This is a genomic window from Ignavibacteriota bacterium (assembly GCA_016212665.1).
Classification (GTDB): domain Bacteria; phylum Bacteroidota; class Ignavibacteria; order UBA10030; family SZUA-254; genus FW602-bin19.
In genome coordinates this window covers 48194-66311 of sequence record JACREZ010000015.1, presented here as the reverse complement: position 1 = coordinate 66311, position 18118 = coordinate 48194, and the positions used below count along the sequence as shown (strand labels likewise).

General features: G+C 41.9%; 11 protein-coding genes. 1 reads left to right on the top strand and 10 read right to left on the bottom strand.

The genetic code is table 11. The features are described 5' to 3' along the window. The coding region (locus HY960_04975) for a hypothetical protein (GenBank protein ID MBI5215084.1) at nucleotides 1–253 on the top strand (253 nt) is incomplete at its 5' end. Nucleotides 254–966: 713 nt separating this feature from the next. Here the strand turns inward: HY960_04975 and HY960_04970 are convergent. The 10 genes from HY960_04970 to HY960_04925 all read right to left on the bottom strand — a co-directional run bounded on the left by HY960_04970 (nucleotide 967) and on the right by HY960_04925 (nucleotide 18117). Further along, nucleotides 967–1542: a thioredoxin family protein gene (locus HY960_04970; protein ID MBI5215083.1), complete on the bottom strand. Its 576-nt coding sequence runs from the start codon at nucleotides 1540–1542 to the stop codon at nucleotides 967–969. Between the two features lie 5 nt (nucleotides 1543–1547). Beyond that, nucleotides 1548–2012 (bottom strand): DoxX family membrane protein, encoded by a 465-nt coding sequence (locus HY960_04965; protein MBI5215082.1) that lies wholly within the window; start codon nucleotides 2010–2012, stop codon nucleotides 1548–1550. Between the two features lie 104 nt (nucleotides 2013–2116). After that, a complete protein-coding gene (locus HY960_04960; GenBank protein ID MBI5215081.1) occupies nucleotides 2117–2836 on the bottom strand; it encodes a response regulator transcription factor in 720 nt (239 codons plus the stop codon). Nucleotides 2837–3577: 741 nt separating this feature from the next. Further along, nucleotides 3578–4231, bottom strand: a complete 654-nt coding sequence (locus HY960_04955) for a response regulator transcription factor (protein ID MBI5215080.1) — start codon at nucleotides 4229–4231, stop codon at nucleotides 3578–3580. A 35-nt stretch (nucleotides 4232–4266) separates the two neighbouring features. Continuing rightward, nucleotides 4267–7644, bottom strand: a complete 3378-nt coding sequence (locus HY960_04950; protein ID MBI5215079.1) for a PAS domain S-box protein — start codon at nucleotides 7642–7644, stop codon at nucleotides 4267–4269. Nucleotides 7645–7981: 337 nt separating this feature from the next. Beyond that, a complete protein-coding gene (locus HY960_04945) occupies nucleotides 7982–11128 on the bottom strand; it encodes a T9SS type A sorting domain-containing protein (protein ID MBI5215078.1) in 3147 nt (1048 codons plus the stop codon). Nucleotides 11129–11619: 491 nt separating this feature from the next. Further along, nucleotides 11620–14901, bottom strand: coding sequence for a PD40 domain-containing protein (locus tag HY960_04940; protein MBI5215077.1), 3282 nt, complete (start codon nucleotides 14899–14901; stop codon nucleotides 11620–11622). A 167-nt stretch (nucleotides 14902–15068) separates the two neighbouring features. Next, entirely contained in the window at nucleotides 15069–16583 is a 1515-nt protein-coding gene (locus HY960_04935; GenBank protein ID MBI5215076.1) for a DUF4062 domain-containing protein, read from the bottom strand. 37 nt (nucleotides 16584–16620) lie between these two features. Continuing rightward, complete coding sequence (locus HY960_04930) at nucleotides 16621–17337, bottom strand: T9SS type A sorting domain-containing protein (protein MBI5215075.1); 717 nt, start codon at nucleotides 17335–17337, stop codon at nucleotides 16621–16623. 114 nt (nucleotides 17338–17451) lie between these two features. Continuing rightward, complete coding sequence (locus tag HY960_04925; protein MBI5215074.1) at nucleotides 17452–18117, bottom strand: response regulator transcription factor; 666 nt, start codon at nucleotides 18115–18117, stop codon at nucleotides 17452–17454. Nucleotide 18118: the final 1 nt, after the last annotated feature.

The window sequence follows — 18118 nt, the reverse complement described above, 5'->3', positions numbered from 1 at the left end:
TACGGCTACGGGTGTCCGTGGTACGGCTACGGGTGTCCGTGGTACGGCTCCGGGTGTCCGTGGTACGGCTACGGGTGTCCGTGGTACGGCTACGGGTGTCCGTGGCATGGCTACGGGAGTCCGTGGCACAGGTACGGGAGTCCGTGGCGGAGTTACGGGAGTCCGTGGCGGAGTTACGGGAGTCCGTGGCGGAGTTACGGACGTCCGGAATTCAATTACGGACGGGAAACAGGCGAAAACGGATTGTTTTTGATGGAGGGGCGATTTGAGTTCGTTTTCATCGGTACTAACTCAATATTCGAGAAAAGTTGGAACTGATTGATAATCGTGGACAGGATGAATTGGAAAATAGTTTTATGAAGGACGCGGAGCATTCGGGCTTACATTCCCACGCTGATAAATGATAGGGAGCGTGGGGATGAGATGCAATTATTAAAAATAAAAAAACCGGTGCAATGTATATAATGCACCGGTTTCCCTTCATTCTTTTATGAAGATTATCGTGGGTCGATCGGCCCGTTGCATTGGTCTAAGCAATATTGACAGATATTGACAATGTAACCGCAATTGTCAACACAATTTGGACCAGGTTGGTTGATATCGGGACACCAACCTGCCTGACCGCCGATGGCACACCACGGCTCCCAAATACTTGAACAGGTTGGAATGGCATAACTTTCCTCGTGGAAAAGTTGAAGCATACCCAAAAGTGCAATGGTCACTACTGCTATGTACAGTAATGAAACTTTTCTAATATTTTTCATGGAAATACTCCTTGAAATTTGATTTTTGAAATAGTGAATGAGCCTACTCTAAAAAGTCGAGTATTGTTTATAATGTCTCAATATCATTTTGTTATTGATACATTTTTTCATAAAACAACTTCTTAGAATTGACTCGTGAATTATTATTAGTATCTTACTTACAAAAAACTGTTCTTAAAGAAGTAACATTATCGTTAGAAGATTACGCAACTCCCACCAATGACTTCATTTCTAGTACATCCTCTTCTTTCAAAAGACCTCTCCAAACTTTTTCAACGTTCCCTTGACTGTTAATTAAAATTGTTAATGGAACTCCGTACACTTTATATTTTCTTGCAAAAACAGTGTCAACTACACATACCTCCGTTGTGAGTTGATTTTTGGCAGCATAGTCTACGGTTTTATCTATCGGATGCGTTGAAAGCCATGATATTTTCATCGTACTATTTTGAAGTGACTGTTCAATACTTTTCCAATTACTTAAATTCTTTTCACAATATGAACAAGTAGTCGAAAAGATAAAGAGAAGATATTTTTTTGTCGTATCATCATATTGAAATTCTTTCGTTGTCCCATTCAAGGTAGCAGCATAAAAAGGGTCTACTCTTTCCCCGACTTTCAGTATTTCTTGAGGGGATGGTTTAGAGATAGCCTCTGCCAATTGTGTTTTTAGTTCACGGTTTTGAAGTGTTAAAAGTATGATTTCAATAGATAGAAATCCTATCAATGCAGTTAAAGCCACTTGTGACCATCGAAATGTTTTCCCAAAAAATTGCATCGTTATTAATCCTTTACAGAAATAAGTAAGCTATCTATACTTAGAATATGATAGCGATAGTTAAAAACTACAAGTGTAAGACCAAACAACACTCCATCACGAAGTAGTAACATCATATCAACAGAATCACTGCTCATGGCGCCGAAACATCCACAGTTCACAGTTTTACCAACAGCAATAATCGGTATAATGAGAGTGATAAAGATGAGTAATAAGAGCATGGTTATCGCACTTGAATATCGAACACCCAGCCCAACTATCATACCTATCCCTGATATAAGTTCAATGATAGGAAATGTGTAGGAAATGATAGTACTAATCGAATCGCCTGTAATTCCAAATTCTTGTATCGTTTGTGCAAATGTTTTTGTGTCTGCTAATTTTGTAATCCCTGCAACAACAAACAACACACCGACTCCCACACGAAACAGGAAAACAGTAATATGATTGATTGATTGTTTGTAGTCCATATAATTTATTGACGCTCGAAAAAAGTTAATTAAATTTTTGTACTCACTTTCCACGTAACAAATACAAAAACAAAGTAACAATAACTCAAAAGAAAGTCAATACCCTACTTAGGGTATTTTTTTCTTTTCGGTTTTTTTGTAAACATTTTTATGATAAAATCTTTGATTCCGTGTACACCCAATTTTTTATACACATGCTTCCGGTGGGTATGCACGGTGTCGGGTGAGCGATACAGTTCATCGGCAATTTCTTTGTCGCTCTTCCCCTGTGTAAAATAGGGTAACAGAATTTTCTCCTGTGGCGTCAGGGACTGCTTCTCTTTTTCATCGAGAGGTTCGGGAACGAGGTGGAGCGCGTGCCGCGCCATCTCTGCGCTTATCGGAATTTTTCCTCCTGCAATTTCATCGAGCGAGAGAATTATTTCCTCGAGATCAATTATCTTGACCAAGTACCCTGCCGCGCCGCGTTGAATAGCAGTATTCATCGTCGCCGGTGTTTTATCGCCCGTGATGACAAGAACTTTTGTCTCCGGCATCTTTTTCCGGATTACCTCCAGCAACTCAAGCCCATTCATATTCTTTCCAAAGTGCAAATCTAAAACGAAAAAACGCGGAGGTTTCTCTCCCTCCAACCTCTCAAATGCTTCCTCGCACGACTCGAACGCGCAAGGACAAACATAGTGTTCAGAACTGTTGACAACTTCCTGAAAGATCGTTCTACACGATAACTCATCCTCGACAATCCAAACCGTTGGTTTGTGTTGTTGTTCGTCCTCCCGTATGCCATTTGCCCCCGTTTGTTGTTGAATGATGTTGTTGCCCATCTTGCATCCTTTCAAAAAAATTGATTGAATAATTTTAAGAATCTTTTGAGAGTGGGAGTTGTGTGTGCGTCCATACAGCCCATAACAGCACACTTCAGACATCCTCGCTGTGTAAGTGTAGTAAAAAATCATTGAATAGACAAACAGAACTGCCTGTTTTTAGTGGTAATTTCACTCTCATTCAACCATAAAAGCATGTTGCCGAATGGTCATTGCGAGCGCAGCAAAGCAATCTCACTATTGAAAGTAGAGTGGAATGCGGGATTGCTTCGTCGCTTCGCTCCTCGCAAAGACACTTTTCGATATTCGGCAACACGCTCAAAAAAAATAAACCCGCTCTTCCTCCTGAATGAGCGGGTTGTATTTTTGACGAATTCCTGCTTCCGGTTTCTCCTGCTTCGACCTCCTGTCGAACAGGAGAATGAATTTTCATTCGCTTGTGAGGTACTTTTGTTCCAACTTCCTGTTACACTGTGTTCCTCCTGAACGTGCAACAATTGAATCTTAACTTAATCCACGTATCCACGGCAAATGAAAACTACCGAAAGAAGTTGGTACAATATACAATGTGTGCGAGGGTGAGTCAATAGGGAAATTCCTGATACGGTATGTCAGGGTTTCCCTGATATAACTGACATGTTCTATCAGGAATTCCCTGATGGAAAACTGAATTTTCAAGAGGAACGTTTCCGAAAACCCTGATGAAAATCAGCCGGGAGAAAGAAAAAATCGGAGCGGGGGTTATTTTCCCAACACGATAACGCCCTTCACGATAGCGTATTGCGTCAACTCGGCTGTGGTGTAAATCCCCAATTTTTCCGTGATGTGCTGGCGATGCGTTTCCGCAGTCTTCACACTGATGTTCAAATCGTAGGCAATTTCTTTCAGGGCTTTCCCGGAAGCAAGAAGTTTGAGAATTTCCCGTTCCTTCGGTGTAAGAACATCTATTTCATCATCCGGCAGGTGAGAAATTTGTTTCAGGTAATCTTTAATAATCTCGCTCCCGAGCGTTGGACTGATGTAGAGATTTCCCGTCAACACGAATCGAATTGCTGAAATCAATTCTTCGAACGCGCAATCTTTCAGTAAGTAACCGGAGGCGCCTGCACGAAGCATATTCATGACAAATCGTTTTTCGGAATGCATCGAGAGAGCAATGATTTTCGTTGCCGGGCTGAATGAAAGTATTGTTTTCGTCGCTTCGATTCCGTTAATATCGGGAAGGGATACATCCATCACGATGACATGCGGATGTAACTTCTCGGCTTGTTCAATGGCGAGCGTTCCGTTTTCCGCTTCCCCGATAATTTCAAAATCGGGTTGTTTCGATAACATGCTACGAAGACCTTCCCGTAAAATCAGGTGGTCATCCACAAGGAGTATTTTAGTATTCATGGTACAATGATACGATAATTTTTCATAAGGGTCAATCAGGAATATTCACCGATGGAATGTAGTGAAAGCGGGATGAGTAACCGAATCGTCGTTCCGCGTTTGTTCTCTGCTGTTGTTCGGGATTGGATGATTGTTTCACCGCCGATGTGTGAAATGCGCTCACGGATATTGAAAATTCCGAATCCCATCTTTGATGTTCTCCACGATTTGGAACGAGCCGCATCGAGAACCTGTGTACTGTCAAACCCGACGCCGTTGTCGTGAACGGAAATTTCAAGATGATGTCCCTTACATTGCGTGGTGACTGTAACGCGTGTCGCCCGTGCGTGTTTGATGATGTTGACCAAGAGTTCCCGGACAGCATGGAAGAGCATTACCTTTACTTCGTCTTCGAGCGGCTTCGGCTCTTTATCATCGTGGAATTCAAATTGAATACGATGTTCCGTCATCATTTTCTCAACGAGCCACTCAAGCGCCTGAACAAGTCCTAATTCATATAGAATGGGCGGACTCAATTCAACCGTCAGTGAGCGGGTATCCTGAATTGCGCGGGTAAGCATCTCCCGTATTTCTTTGAACACGCTCAGATTGGTGTCGGAAGAAATACCGGCTTGCAGTTCGCCGAGTTTAATTTTACAAAATGCGAGCGTCGCCCCGATGGAATCGTGGAGATACGTTGCCATCTTTCTTCGTTCCTGTTCTTCGGAAATTGAAAGTTGTGCTGTCAACGTTCTCAGTTCGTGTTGGTATTTCATCAACTGAACAACGGATTGTTTTCTCTCCGTAATATCGAATGCGGTAGCAATGGTCGCCTCTTTTCCTTCAAAGGTAATGGAACCGAGAATAAAATCCGCCCATCTGTCGGAACCATCGGCGCAATGAATTTTTCCTTCAAAGCGTTTGATGGAATCGCCCCGGTATTTCATTCTTGCAATTCCGCTATCATTGGATTGCTGTTCATCGGTAGCAAGTAGTTGCATGAACGATTTCCGGAGAAGTTCATCTTCCGTAAACTTTGTCAAACGACATGCTTCGCTGTTGACAAACAACAGTCGTGAATCGGCAAAAATAAAAATTGCCGAATGCGAGGTTTCGGTAATCGTACGAAATCGTTCTTCGCTTCGCCTGAGCGCCGCTTCCGATTTTCTTCTGCGGACAAAATAACTGACTGCAAAAATGATACTCAATAATGAAAGCGTTCCAATCGGGAGAAAGAATACCGGGCGTTTAAGGAGCGGAGGTTGGATTGTAAAGAATACCTGCTTCCCGGGTGTGTCGTACTGTCCGAACACACCACGCGCCTGCAGATAAAAATGATAATTCCCCGGTTCTAGTTTCTGGTACGTAATGCTTCGTTGCGTATTCCATGCCGACCATTCTTCATCGTTCAGCCGGTACCGTGTCTGTACCTCATCGGGAGGCAACTCTCCATTAAAAGCAAGCGCCTTCCATTGAATGGTAGTTTTCGCTTCTTCAATTATCGGCTCTTCTAACTTGATTCTCGGAGAAGGAGGAATTGGAATCGTTCTGTCAAGAATTGCAAGTCCGCCTCCCAGCGTGCCGACATACACTTTCTCGCTCCGGGGAACGATGGGCCAAATGAACGGGTACTTCAACCCGCTCCGTTCATCATAGATTCTCCACTCCCCCTGATTATAACTGCCAAGCCCGCGTTCCGTCGCAATCCAGAGTACGCCGGATGAATCAACCACGAGGTCCCAGATATTATCATTGACCAACCCATCACGCGAAGTAAAATATCCGATAGAATCTTTTTGGTTAACATATCCTAATCCGCCGCCGCCGTCCTGGTCACCAAACCAAATATTATCGTTAGGTCCATATGCCAGTGTAAAAATTCTGGGTTTTTTCAAATTCGAATATAATACTTCCCACAGTCCGATAGTACCTTCTTTCCAACGTTGCAATCCCGTAATCGTGCCGAACCATTTTCCGCCATGAGCATCTTCGACAAACGAGTAGAGCCGTAATTTTTCTTTGCCTGCAATTTCCGTCCATGGTTTTATTGTATCGTTCACTAAGCGATAGGGAGTAAGTTTTTTGTAATACGAATTTTCTCTTGCTGACAAAGGCAGAAACCATAATTGTTGTTGTCTATCTTTTGTAATCTTATGAAAATAGATTTCCGTCTGGCTGCCGGTTACAGGATGGTGCTTCCATTTTTTTCCGTTCCATTGATATAAGCCGCTAAACGCTGAGCCGCTCGATATCCAGACATTTCCCTTCTCATCAACGTCCATCCCTGTTACCCCGGCGATACTTTTTCCTAAAACATTCCGAATCCATTTTCTTCGATTGCCCGGTCCGAGAATTTCTATTCCATCGGCGGTCGCAAGCCAGATTTGTTCATCGGGCATGATAACAATCTCATTCACCATGTTTCTCTTCATCATGGATGGATGTCCCAATAAGTTCCACCGGGATTGCTGAACTTTATACACAAACATGCCGTTTTCCCCGCCGAACCAAACATCATTATGGTTCGAGATAAAAACGCTTCGGGGATTTTTCATGAGGGGATTCAATCGTGAATACGACTTCCATTTTCCAATCTGTTTGATTCGTATCTCATTATTTTTTTCGACCGTAATAATATTGCCGTTCAAATCAATATCGAATGAATTGGTAAATGTCGCATCGGTACTCATGTAAAGTGTCGGGCGTACACTCTTATTCCATTCCCAGAGTCCCTGATGACTCAACGGATTGACGATTGCAAGCGCCCCATACCCTGCCGAATTTTCTTCTATCCCGTTGATGATAAAAATTCCTTCCGGGGAGGGAAGCAGTAACTGCCATACTGTATCCCGGAGTTTATAAATTCCCATTGTACTTTTCAGCCAGAGACTTCCATTCTTCACTTTTCCAAACTCAGACACCGTACCTTGAAAATAGCCGGGAATAATTAAGGGGACAGAAATTTCCCCCTGTGTATAACTGAAAATGGAATCATTTTTCAAAAACAACAATGTGTTGTTTTGCACCGCCTCCATAAATTGTGTTTGTTGAAGTTCGCGTATCTCCCTGAATCCGTTTTTATTTCCCCAAAAAACAGATTTCATCGAGAACACTACTAAGTTCTCTCCCCGTACCGACCTGATAAATGATTGATAACTATCTTTCCGATTGGGAAGAAGAACTTTATTAAACTCATAACCATCAAACCATGCTATCCCTTCGGTGGTGTTCACCCAGATCGTACTATCTTCTGTTTCAAAAATCTGTAACACATTGTTCGACGGCAACCCGGATTTTGTCGTAAAGTGAGACCATCTCCAATCTTCTGTGAAAAGCGGCTCCTGTGCGAACAAACGCACACATGAGACGATGAAGAACAACACGTACTTCATCACATACCGAGAATCACTACATCCACAGAATCTCTGTTTCATGGTGTAAGATATTCATTTGGGATTGAAAATTCAACCTCATCACAACATTACTAACTGAAGTTACGCAACACCGTTGTTTGACGTCAAAAATCCTAATATCGAAATACGAAAAACTAAACAAATCCAAAATTCAAAAAACTAAACCTCTGTTTTAAGGTGAATTTGAAGTTTGAACATTCGAGATTAGAATTTGTTTAGGGTTTCGATATTATGATTTAGGATTTTTTCCTTGAAATTACATGCTTGCGTAACATCAGTTACTAATAAAAAAGCCCCAGTTAATAAAACTGAGGCTCATCTGTTTTCATTATTTAGTGATGTGTTTCAATTCGTGGCACTATTTTACCAGAACCATTTTTTTCGTTTCAATAAAGTTCTTCGACTGACTTTCTTCACTATTCTCCGAAATACCTTCGGCAACAAGCCGATAGAAGTACACACCCGAAGCTAATTCTTTTCCATTGAATGTTACCTCGCGTTGTCCTTCATACATTTCATCACGGTCTAATAATGTCGCCACTTCTTGTCCGAGCATGTTATATATCTTTAGCGTTACAAGTGAATTCTGTCCTAACTCGAATTGTATAGTCGTTGTCGGGTTGAAGGGATTGGGATAGTTCTGCCTTAACGAATACATTGATGGTAGCATATCCTCATACGATGCCGTCGGAATTATTCTTGAACGTGAGACAGTGCTTGTTCTTAGAAATGCTACCCTTCCAAGTTCTTTAGTCCCCTTAACTCTCAGTTTAGTCCCAACTATCCATGAAGTCGTATCAAACGTTCCGGAAAATGCTTCATTTATTTTATTAACCGTTGTATCAATATTTTCATAGACGCTCAACGGTTGATATTCATAATTTGACATAAGATTATTTGCATACTCTGCAATCTCATCCATTGTCATACCACTCAATGGATTACCGCTTCCTTCATCGTACACAAGGTCAGCAAAACCATAGGGTGTTACTCCGGTATCGCTTGCTGCAATATTTACTTGGAGAGCCATTAAATTTGCTAACAGGGTATTGTTGTGTTTCACCGGATCCAGTGAAAGATATTTTTTGACTAAAAGAGCATTTTTGTTATCAAAATCTAATCCTCGAGCAGTCCCGGTATGAATCGTAGTTCCTTTAAGCAATGTTTTCAATACGTCCGTATAGGCTTTGGGTTGGACATAGGCTTTTTCTTTTAGCCCCAGATTGTATTGACCGGGTTTTCCAACACGTAAGAGGGCTGTTGGCATTCGCTTATACGTTTCATAGATGACATTCGCAGTGTTCGGATATTTCGGACGCGTTGCAGGCTTCTGATAATAAATATATCCTAAAGTATCAGGGGTGAATGTTCTGTACTTAACCGCAGATGTTCCTGAGAACGACATACTTGTATCGGATATGCCTGCGAAATATGCATGCGAAGAATTTGCCATACTCCAAAATTCACCTCCGATATATACAGTTTGTCCATATAAAACAATTGAAAATAACGACGCGTAATCATTACTTGGATTCCATGTTGTCGCATTTCCCGTTGTACCATCAAGACATGCCAAGCCATATCGTGTTTGTCCTCCTATCACTCCAAAATCACCGCCAGCATAAACATTATTTCCTGAGATAGCCAACGAACGAACGGTAACATCTGACATAGGATTCCATGCTGTCGGGTCGCCCGTACTGCCATCTATCGCTCCCACGAATTGTCTTGTCTGGGAACCGATAGTCAAAAAATCTCCTCCGACATACACTGTATTGCCTGACAAGGCAAGTGCATAAACGGGACCATCAGCAGCTGGATTCCAACTTTTCAATGAACTTGTACCGACATCAAATGCGGCAAGAAACTGTCTGACCTGAGAATTTATCGTGGTAAATTCTCCACCTATGTAGAGTGTTGAACCGGAAAGAAGTAATGCCCGTGCGGAACCGTCCAATGTTGGATTCCAACTAGTTGGGTTACCTGTAGTTGCATCAACAGAAGCAAGAAATTGTCTTGCTACTCCCCCTATGGTGTAAAAATCTCCACCAAGAAATAGATTTGTTCCTGATAAGAGCATCGTCCAAACTTCACCTTCGACATTCGGATTCCAACTTGATACACTTCCCGTTGATGCATCAACGGCGGCAAGGGAATTTCTATATTCTCCGCCAACGCTTGAAAACTGACCACCTATATAGAGAGTATTTCCAGAGAGTGCCATACTTAAGATATATCCATTCGTTTCCGGATTCCATTCTGTCGCTTCACCACTCAAAGCATCAATTGCCGCGAGTCCATATCTTTGGACTCCTCCCATACTGGAAAAAGTACCGCCGGTACAAACATCGGTTCCATTTAATGCAATTGTCCTGACCGAGCCGTTCAAACTCGGACTCCACGATGTAGCAATCTGACCATCAATATCGAGTGCCGCTATATACCTTCTCGATTCGCCTCCGATAGTAGTGAACCCTCCCCCGACATACAATTTTGCACCGGATACTGTTATTGTGTACACGTAGTCATTTGGATTTGCATAACTAGAAGCATAACCCGAAGTTGTATTAATACGTGCAAAATAATGTACCGTATTACCTCCCATGGTTGTAAAATATCCTCCTGCATAGACATAATTTCCACTTTTTGCTAACGCTACTACGGAACTGTTTGCATTCGGATTCCATGTTGTTGCATTTCCTGTTGAAGCATCAAGTTCAGCAATATAATTCCTTGGCTGTCCTCCTATCGTAGTAAAATTTCCACCCACATATACTGTTGATGTGGATATTTCAATGGCAGAAACAGAGCCCGTTGCAGTAGGATTCCAGCTACTTAAACTCCCCGAAGGAATTGAATAGGAAGCAATACGGTTTCTCGTTGAACTACTTATCGTCGTAAATGCACCTCCAACGTATAGCGTGGTACCGGTACTATTTATATTGAGACATGATACAGTGTTACTTGGTGAAGGATTCCACGAAGTCGCTAAGCCCGTAGAAAGTTCTATCTGAGCAAGCTTCGTTCTTGATTGCCCGCCTATCACTGTAAATTGACCGGCAACATAAATGTATGAACCATATAATGCAAGTTCTGTTACATAACCATTTGGATTTGGAGACCACGTTGCATCCAAAGTGTTATCGGAAAGTATATGTGCAAGATATTTTTGTGCAGTGGCTTCCACCATCGTAAAATTTCCACCGATGTACCACCCCCCGGAACCATCTGCAACAACTGCATACACGGTTCCGTTGAATCTTGGAAAATCGGCATCTCGGATACCTGTACTTGAATTAATGTTGACACAAGAACCTGTTGCTGGTCCTACTTGTGAGAATTGTCCCCCGATGTAAATTGTGTTACCAGTACGAACTGTGGAATATACAGCTCCGTTCGTAACCCAAAGATTATCTTGGATAGTTTGAGCAGGGAGCAGTGATGCACCACTAAATAAAGTAATAACGACTGCAACCATCAAAAAAATAATATGAGAATTTTTCATAGGTGTTATCCTTTGTTTTGTTTAATAAATATTTAATAAAGAAATTATGGAGTGCTACGAATTTATCTTCTAACGTAATCTATGACTCAATAATGTCATAGCGATACAGAAAAAATAGTAGCCTACTATTTTACTTGTTACAAGTCTGTAAAAAGAACAACACTACAATGATAGGAAAGAACCGGAGGAGAGAATGATATTTTCTCAATAGTACCTCAGTACTAATGTTACTTCAGTAAATTTGAGAATCACAATCAATATGATTGTCAAACCGGGCATAATATAATTAACATGAATGAATATGTCAATAGATTTTGTAAAAAATTGTCTATCTGTTGTCGAACATCATAGTCTAAAACAACCGTAAATATTGTGCAATCATATATTACATCCTACAGTGTCAACATATTATAGGACGGTACATACCCCAAAAAGAAGAAAGCCCCAATCTTTTTCAGACTGAGGCTTTATCAAAACAATAAATAAATATTTTACCGTTTGTCAGGATATTTCGGCACAGGCGGCAACTTCTTCTCTTGAGTCTTGAGTTCCTCAAGAATTACCTCGATTGCTTTGGTAAGTTGCTCATCCACTCCGGCATATTCTTTTGCCGGATCGTTATCAACAACAATATCCGGGTCAACACCATATCCTTCCATAATCCAATTCTGTTCATCAAGACCAAATCGCGAAAACTCCGGTCTGTTCAGAAATCCTCCATCGAGCAACGGAAGCGAGCCGCGAATCCCGACAACTCCGCCCCAACTTCTCTTGCCGATGAGTTTACCAAGTTTATATTTCTTGAAACGATACGGAAAAATATCTCCATCAGATGCAGAGAACTCATCAAGAAGAAGAACTTTCGGTCCCCAGACCATTGCGTCGGGGTCGGTTGTGGGAACAGTGTTGCGCGCGATACTAATCATTGCAACTTCACGCCGTAAGCGTTCGACGATTTGAGGAGATACATTTCCACCACCATTTCCGCGGTCATCTATGATAAGCGCTTTCTTCTTCAACTGCGGATAGAAATATTTGACAAACTCATTCAGACCATTCACGCCCATGTCAGGAATATGAATGTATCCGACTTTTCCATTCGTTGCTTCGTCAACTTTCCTGATGTTGTTTTGTACCCACGTATAGTAATAGAGCGACGCTTCATTGTCTGTCGGAATAACAACAACATCACGGCTCCCTTTTTCATTTGCATCCGAATTGACTTTCAATTTCACTTGTTTGCCTGCTGTGTTTACTAATGCTTCATAGATGTTGTTCATCTCCTTAGTTGATTTTCCATCAACAGCAAGAATGTAATCGCCCTCTTTCACATTGACGCCAATCTCCGTCAATGGAGAACGCTTACTCTTCTCCCAGTTTTGTCCTTTCAGAATTTTCTTGATGCGATAATAGTTCGATGAGGCATCTCGCTCAAGTTCCGCACCAAGCAATCCAAGAGGAACACGCGGTGCTTTGGGATAATCACCGCCTCCGACGTACGCATGACCAACATTTAATTCACCAATCATTTCACCGATGATGTAGGTTAAATCAACACGATGACTTACATACTCAACTAACGGTGCATACTTTTTCTGCATGGCTTTCCAATCAACACCGTGCATGTTCGGGTCGTAGAAGAAATCACGCATCTGCCGCCAGCACTCGTTATAGATTTGATTCCACTCGCCTTTGCGGTCGAGTTTCACTTCCATGCCGCTCAAATCGAGTTTGTCTTTCATTTCGATTTTCGATTTCGGCAAATCAATAATTGCATATGAACGGTCTTTCGAAACAAGCATTTTCTTTTGGTCAGCGGAAATTTCATAACTGCCGATTTCACCAAGATTGGTTTCCTTCTGCTCGCTCAAATCATATATCATGAATTGTGTTTGTTCATCTTTGCTTCCTCGTCTTGTGTAGTAAAGAGTGTTACCGACGGAATTCACATTTCCGTAATTCGCCGCTTGAATCGGCAAACCAACGATTCGGTCTTTCAATCCGTCAAGGTCAACTTTGACAACAACTTTATCCTCTTTCTTCTCTTCATCTTTCTTCTCCTTCTTATCCTTCGCGTCTTTCTTTTCTTCCTTCTTTTCTTCTTTGATTGACACTTCATCGCTCTTCGGTTTGAATGGCGACTCGGTATCTTTCGCCAGCGTTAGGAAATAAATTCTCGACATATCCTGATACGCATGATTCCATTCTGTCGCGCTGTAGAGTGGGTTGAAGTCACGGTCTGAAACAAAGAATAAATATTTTCCATCCGAACTGAAGACCGGCTGCGAAGCATCGTACCAACCATCGGTTACTGCAGTTGATTTTCCGCTCTCAAGCGAATAGAGATTCACTTTATTCATCATCTCAACCTCAGGCATCGTGTACGTTATCCATTTGCTATCCGGAGACCATCCGTATTGATTGAATTCAAATGCTTTGGATTCAGCAACAAGCGTTATGTCTTTGGAATCAACATCAACAAATTGCAGGCGTTGTTTTCTATCAGCCCACAAAAGCTTCTTGCTATCGTTCGACCAATAGATTTGAAATTTGTACGAATCACCATTCTTTGTGAGTTGTGTTGGCGGCGCGCTTCCATCCTGCGGCTCTATATAAATTTCATCTTCACCGCTTGCATCGGAGATGTACGCAATCCATTTTCCATCAGGGGACCATTTTGAATTTCGTTCATGGATGCCGGGCGTTGACGTGATATTCCGAACAACTCCGTTCTTTGCCGGAACCGTGAATACATCACCGCGTGCGCCGAACAATGCACGCTTGCCGTCGGGAGAAATTTCGTAGTTGGTGACTTGGTCATTGACTTTCAAAATTCCGCCGCGGCTTCCGACCATATCATCATCAATCCTGATAGAAACTTTCTCCGTTTTCTCAGTTGCCAAATCAAACTTGTAAATGTAGCCGCCGTTTTCAAACGCAATTGCTTTATCACCGAGCGACGGGAACTTGATGTCATAATCCTTGAACGTCGTGAGTTGCTTCGTCTCCTTCGATGTCAAATCATACGAATACAAATTCATTCGTTTTGCTTCGTCACGGTCGGAGATGAAATAGATTTTATTGCCGCTCCACATCGGGATAATGTCGAGCGCAGGATTATTCGTGATGTTTTCAGTCTTCTTTGTTTCAAAATCATAAATGGAAATATCGTCAGCCATGCCGCCGCGATATCGTTTCCATGTTCTGAACTCGCGGAAGATTCGGTTGTACGCGAGTTTCTTGTCGTCGGGAGAGTACGAGCAGAAACCGCCGCGGGGCAACGGGAGATTTTCCACCAAGCCGCCATCAACCGATGCAAGATAGAGTTGTCCTTTGAAATCGTTGAACTCTTTCATGCGCGAACGGAAGACGATGCTTTTGTTATCGTGCTTCCATCCCATGACGAGATTGTTCGGTCCCATTCTGTCAGAGACATCGTCACGACCAAGCGTTGCTGTGTAGGTAAGCCGCTTGGGAACGCCGCCTTGCGATGGCATCAGATAGACTTCGGTGTTACCGTCGTATTGTCCGGTGAAAGCGAGCCACTTGCCGTCGGGAGAAAATCGGGCAAAGAGTTCTACGCCTTCATCGTTAGTAAGTTTTCGTGCAACGCCGCCCGTAGCGGAAACCGTGTACAAATCAGTTGCGTAACTGAACACGATTTGGTTTCCATAGATTGTTGGGAAACGAAGCAAACGCGCTTCATCCTGCGCAACCAACGAAACGGTTGTTGCAAGTAATAACAGAGTAATGAGAATTAGAGTTTTGTTCATAATATTCCTAAATGTGAGCCTGCTCTCTATATAGATTCGGCTCATGAATGGATTAGTTAGTTAGTTTCGGATTTGTGTACGGAAAAGAACGGAAATTGTTAGTGTGATGAAAAGAATTTTTATTGCGGACTGCCTATTCGTATTTAGTGTTACCAATTATGCCCGCGCTATTTCTTTTGTTTTTTGAGTTGTTGTTGCAACGCTATACCTTTTGAAGTGAGCCGGTATTTTTGTTTTGGGCTATTAGGAGATTCAGGAAGAGTCATTTCTACAAAGTTAGAGGCAATTGCGGGTAACATATAACTGACTCTGAAAAAATCATCATGTTTCAGTTGCAATAATTCTTGAATTTCTGCCCGTTTCATAGAACCTTTCAGAACAAAAACTACCCTTTTTACTGTCTCCGCTACTTCCCCAGCAACTTCCCCAGCAACTTCCCCACCAACTTCCCCAGTAGCTTGGTCGGTAGCCTGCTGTTTTCTCCAAAGAATTACCTTAAACGATTCTTCCTGAACCAAATCAGGTTCTTTAAGACCTGCTGCCAAACAAGACTGAATCATATCTGGAATACCGGTTCCCATCCGTTCAATATATCCAGCAAGATAAAGCGGTTCTGCAATGAGTGGATTGGCTGGGTATGACGGATGAGGTTGTTTGAGTTTTGAGATTGTTAGATTGAATGGCAAATGCCCGGGATTCCAAATTTCAAGACGGTTTCTGAAAAGCATGACTTGCACAGAGCCGGTGCTGTTGTAATCACGGTGTGCCACTGCGTTTACAATTGCTTCTGTTACGGCTGAGCGTGGAATTTCATAAGTAACTGGAACATCTATTGAGGCGCTTCTGTCACCCACTGAAAGGTTGATCCGGGACAAAACAAAATCAACAGCCTGATTGACCTGCTCAAAAATATCACCTTTATAAACCTGGTATGCCGGAATTGGTTTCATGATTTCATTCCCATGAAAAAGCGCACAACGAATTTCAGCAGTAATGAAAAATTGCTGTAGTTTTTTGCTGAATAAAAGAATAGCCGCATTTGCAAGTCCATTGTCACGAAGAAGATTCAGGTGAGTAAGTATGCTTTCCATTGTAGCTGTGGAAGAAAGCGGGAACCCTCTTTTTGCCTGAGCTTCTTTTACAAACCATGTTATTCTCTCTGTATCCAAATCTGCTACAGTAGCGCTTTTGCACATGCTAGCATCAAACGGACCGGAACGAATGAGTTCTTTTTCACCAAGTAAATTTATGAGCGAAGCATAAATTGCGGTCTTGAGTTCAACGGTACTGCTAAACTTTTTCCTGACGACCGCATCTTCTGCTTTTTTGATGAGTAATGTTTCTTTTGGATGTCTCTCACTATCAGCTACATGGCTAATAAAAATCAAACGGGTTTTATGTTCTGATGAGGCAAGATGATATTCGAGTTCAGTGGGAGAAATTCCATCATTATTTTCGTAGCCATATTTCTTTCCGAAAATACCAAGGTAAACATCCGCTTGTCTTACCTGTTCAAGATAGGCGGTAGAAGCATCTCTGTCTGTTGCCGGAAGATTTTCAAAAAGAAATGGCTCAAAAAAACGACCCAGCAAAGCATCAGTCGTCAAATAATCATACAGCATTTGCCTTTCTTCGGCAAATTCTGATTGCACACTGCTTACGAAAATCTTCAACTTATTCATCGATTATTCTACAAAGGGTAACTGATACAACACGGAGTTATCTGAGATAAATCATTTTCTTCGTTTCACTATATGTCGAAGTGAAGAGACGATAAACATATACTCCACTTGCTAAATTTGTTGCATCAAACGTTACCGATTTATTCCCTCCACTTTGTAAGCCATTCACAACGGTTGCAATTTCTTCACCAAGGACGCTGTAAACTTTTAATATTACATAATCAGACTTAGGCAAAAAATAATTAAAGATAGTGGAAGAGTTGAATGGATTGGGATAATTTTGGTTTAGTGTGAAGTTGCTAAAACTCTTTGTTTCGTTCTCTCCTTCAAAAGATGCTTCTAATGGAATAGGATTACCTATTTCAACTATATCATCCGACATATTAAATGAATCTATTGTCCTACTACATGAACTTGTAAACAAACCAAATTCTAAATTTAATGCATACACTAAATAACTTCCATCTTGATAAAAGGGATACCCACATGCAGTTCCATCATAGGCTGTTCTCAAAATAATAGTGTCGTTGTCAATACCTTTCCAATATGCTGAGACAAGAAAAGTAATACGATAGAGTTCACCAAAACCAGGGATATCTAATGTATCAAGTTCTGCGTTTATCACCTTACCGATAAATACCGCATTGCTATTTGCTAAAGCTATTGTGGGAGTTTCCCTCTCTCCGCATGTACAAGCCCATGATTCATAATTCAAAACGGAGATTATTAGCGCTAATAAAAACAAGTGTTTCATAATGCTATCCTTTCTTGAAATATCTATCCGAAATTGTTGTGAAGTAAAATAGAATTGCTATTTGTGGTCTTCTAATTGCCTGAATGTACTCAGAATAACAAGCTTATCAAAGTCTCATTCCAGCCCCGTCAACCCTTCCCTCACAGCATATTTTGTCAATTCAGCAACCGAAAACATTTGCAATTTATCCATGATGTTCTTCCTGTGTGAATCAATGGTGTGAATACTCAGGTTCAGTTTCTCTGCAATGTCTTTGCTTGAATTTCCTTCAGCAAGGAGTTGGAGAACTTCACGCTCTTTTGCAGTCAGCAAAACGGTTTGATGTTCTTTCTGTTTATCTGCTTGAGCAACAATATCCTCAACCACGACTCCGGTAATCTCAGGACTGAGATAGATTTTCCCGCGCAGTACTGTATCCATTGCAGTTCCAAGTTCGTCAACCGCACAATGTTTTAACATGTAACCCTTTGCACCGGCGATCAACATTCCCGTCACGTATCGTTTGTCAATATGCATCGAAAGCGCAATAACTCTTGCATCGGGCATTGCTTGTGTAATTTGCCGAGTCGCTTCAATGCCGTTCAACTCCGGCATGGAAATATCCATGAGAATAACGTGCGGACGAAGTTGCAAACATTTCTCCACCGCTTCCTTTCCGTTCTCCGCCTGACCGACGATTTTCATATTCAACTCTTTCTCGATGAGCGATGCAAGTCCCTGACGCATGAGCGTGTGGTCATCGGCTAAAAACACATTGATTGACTTCTGTTGTTCGTTCATG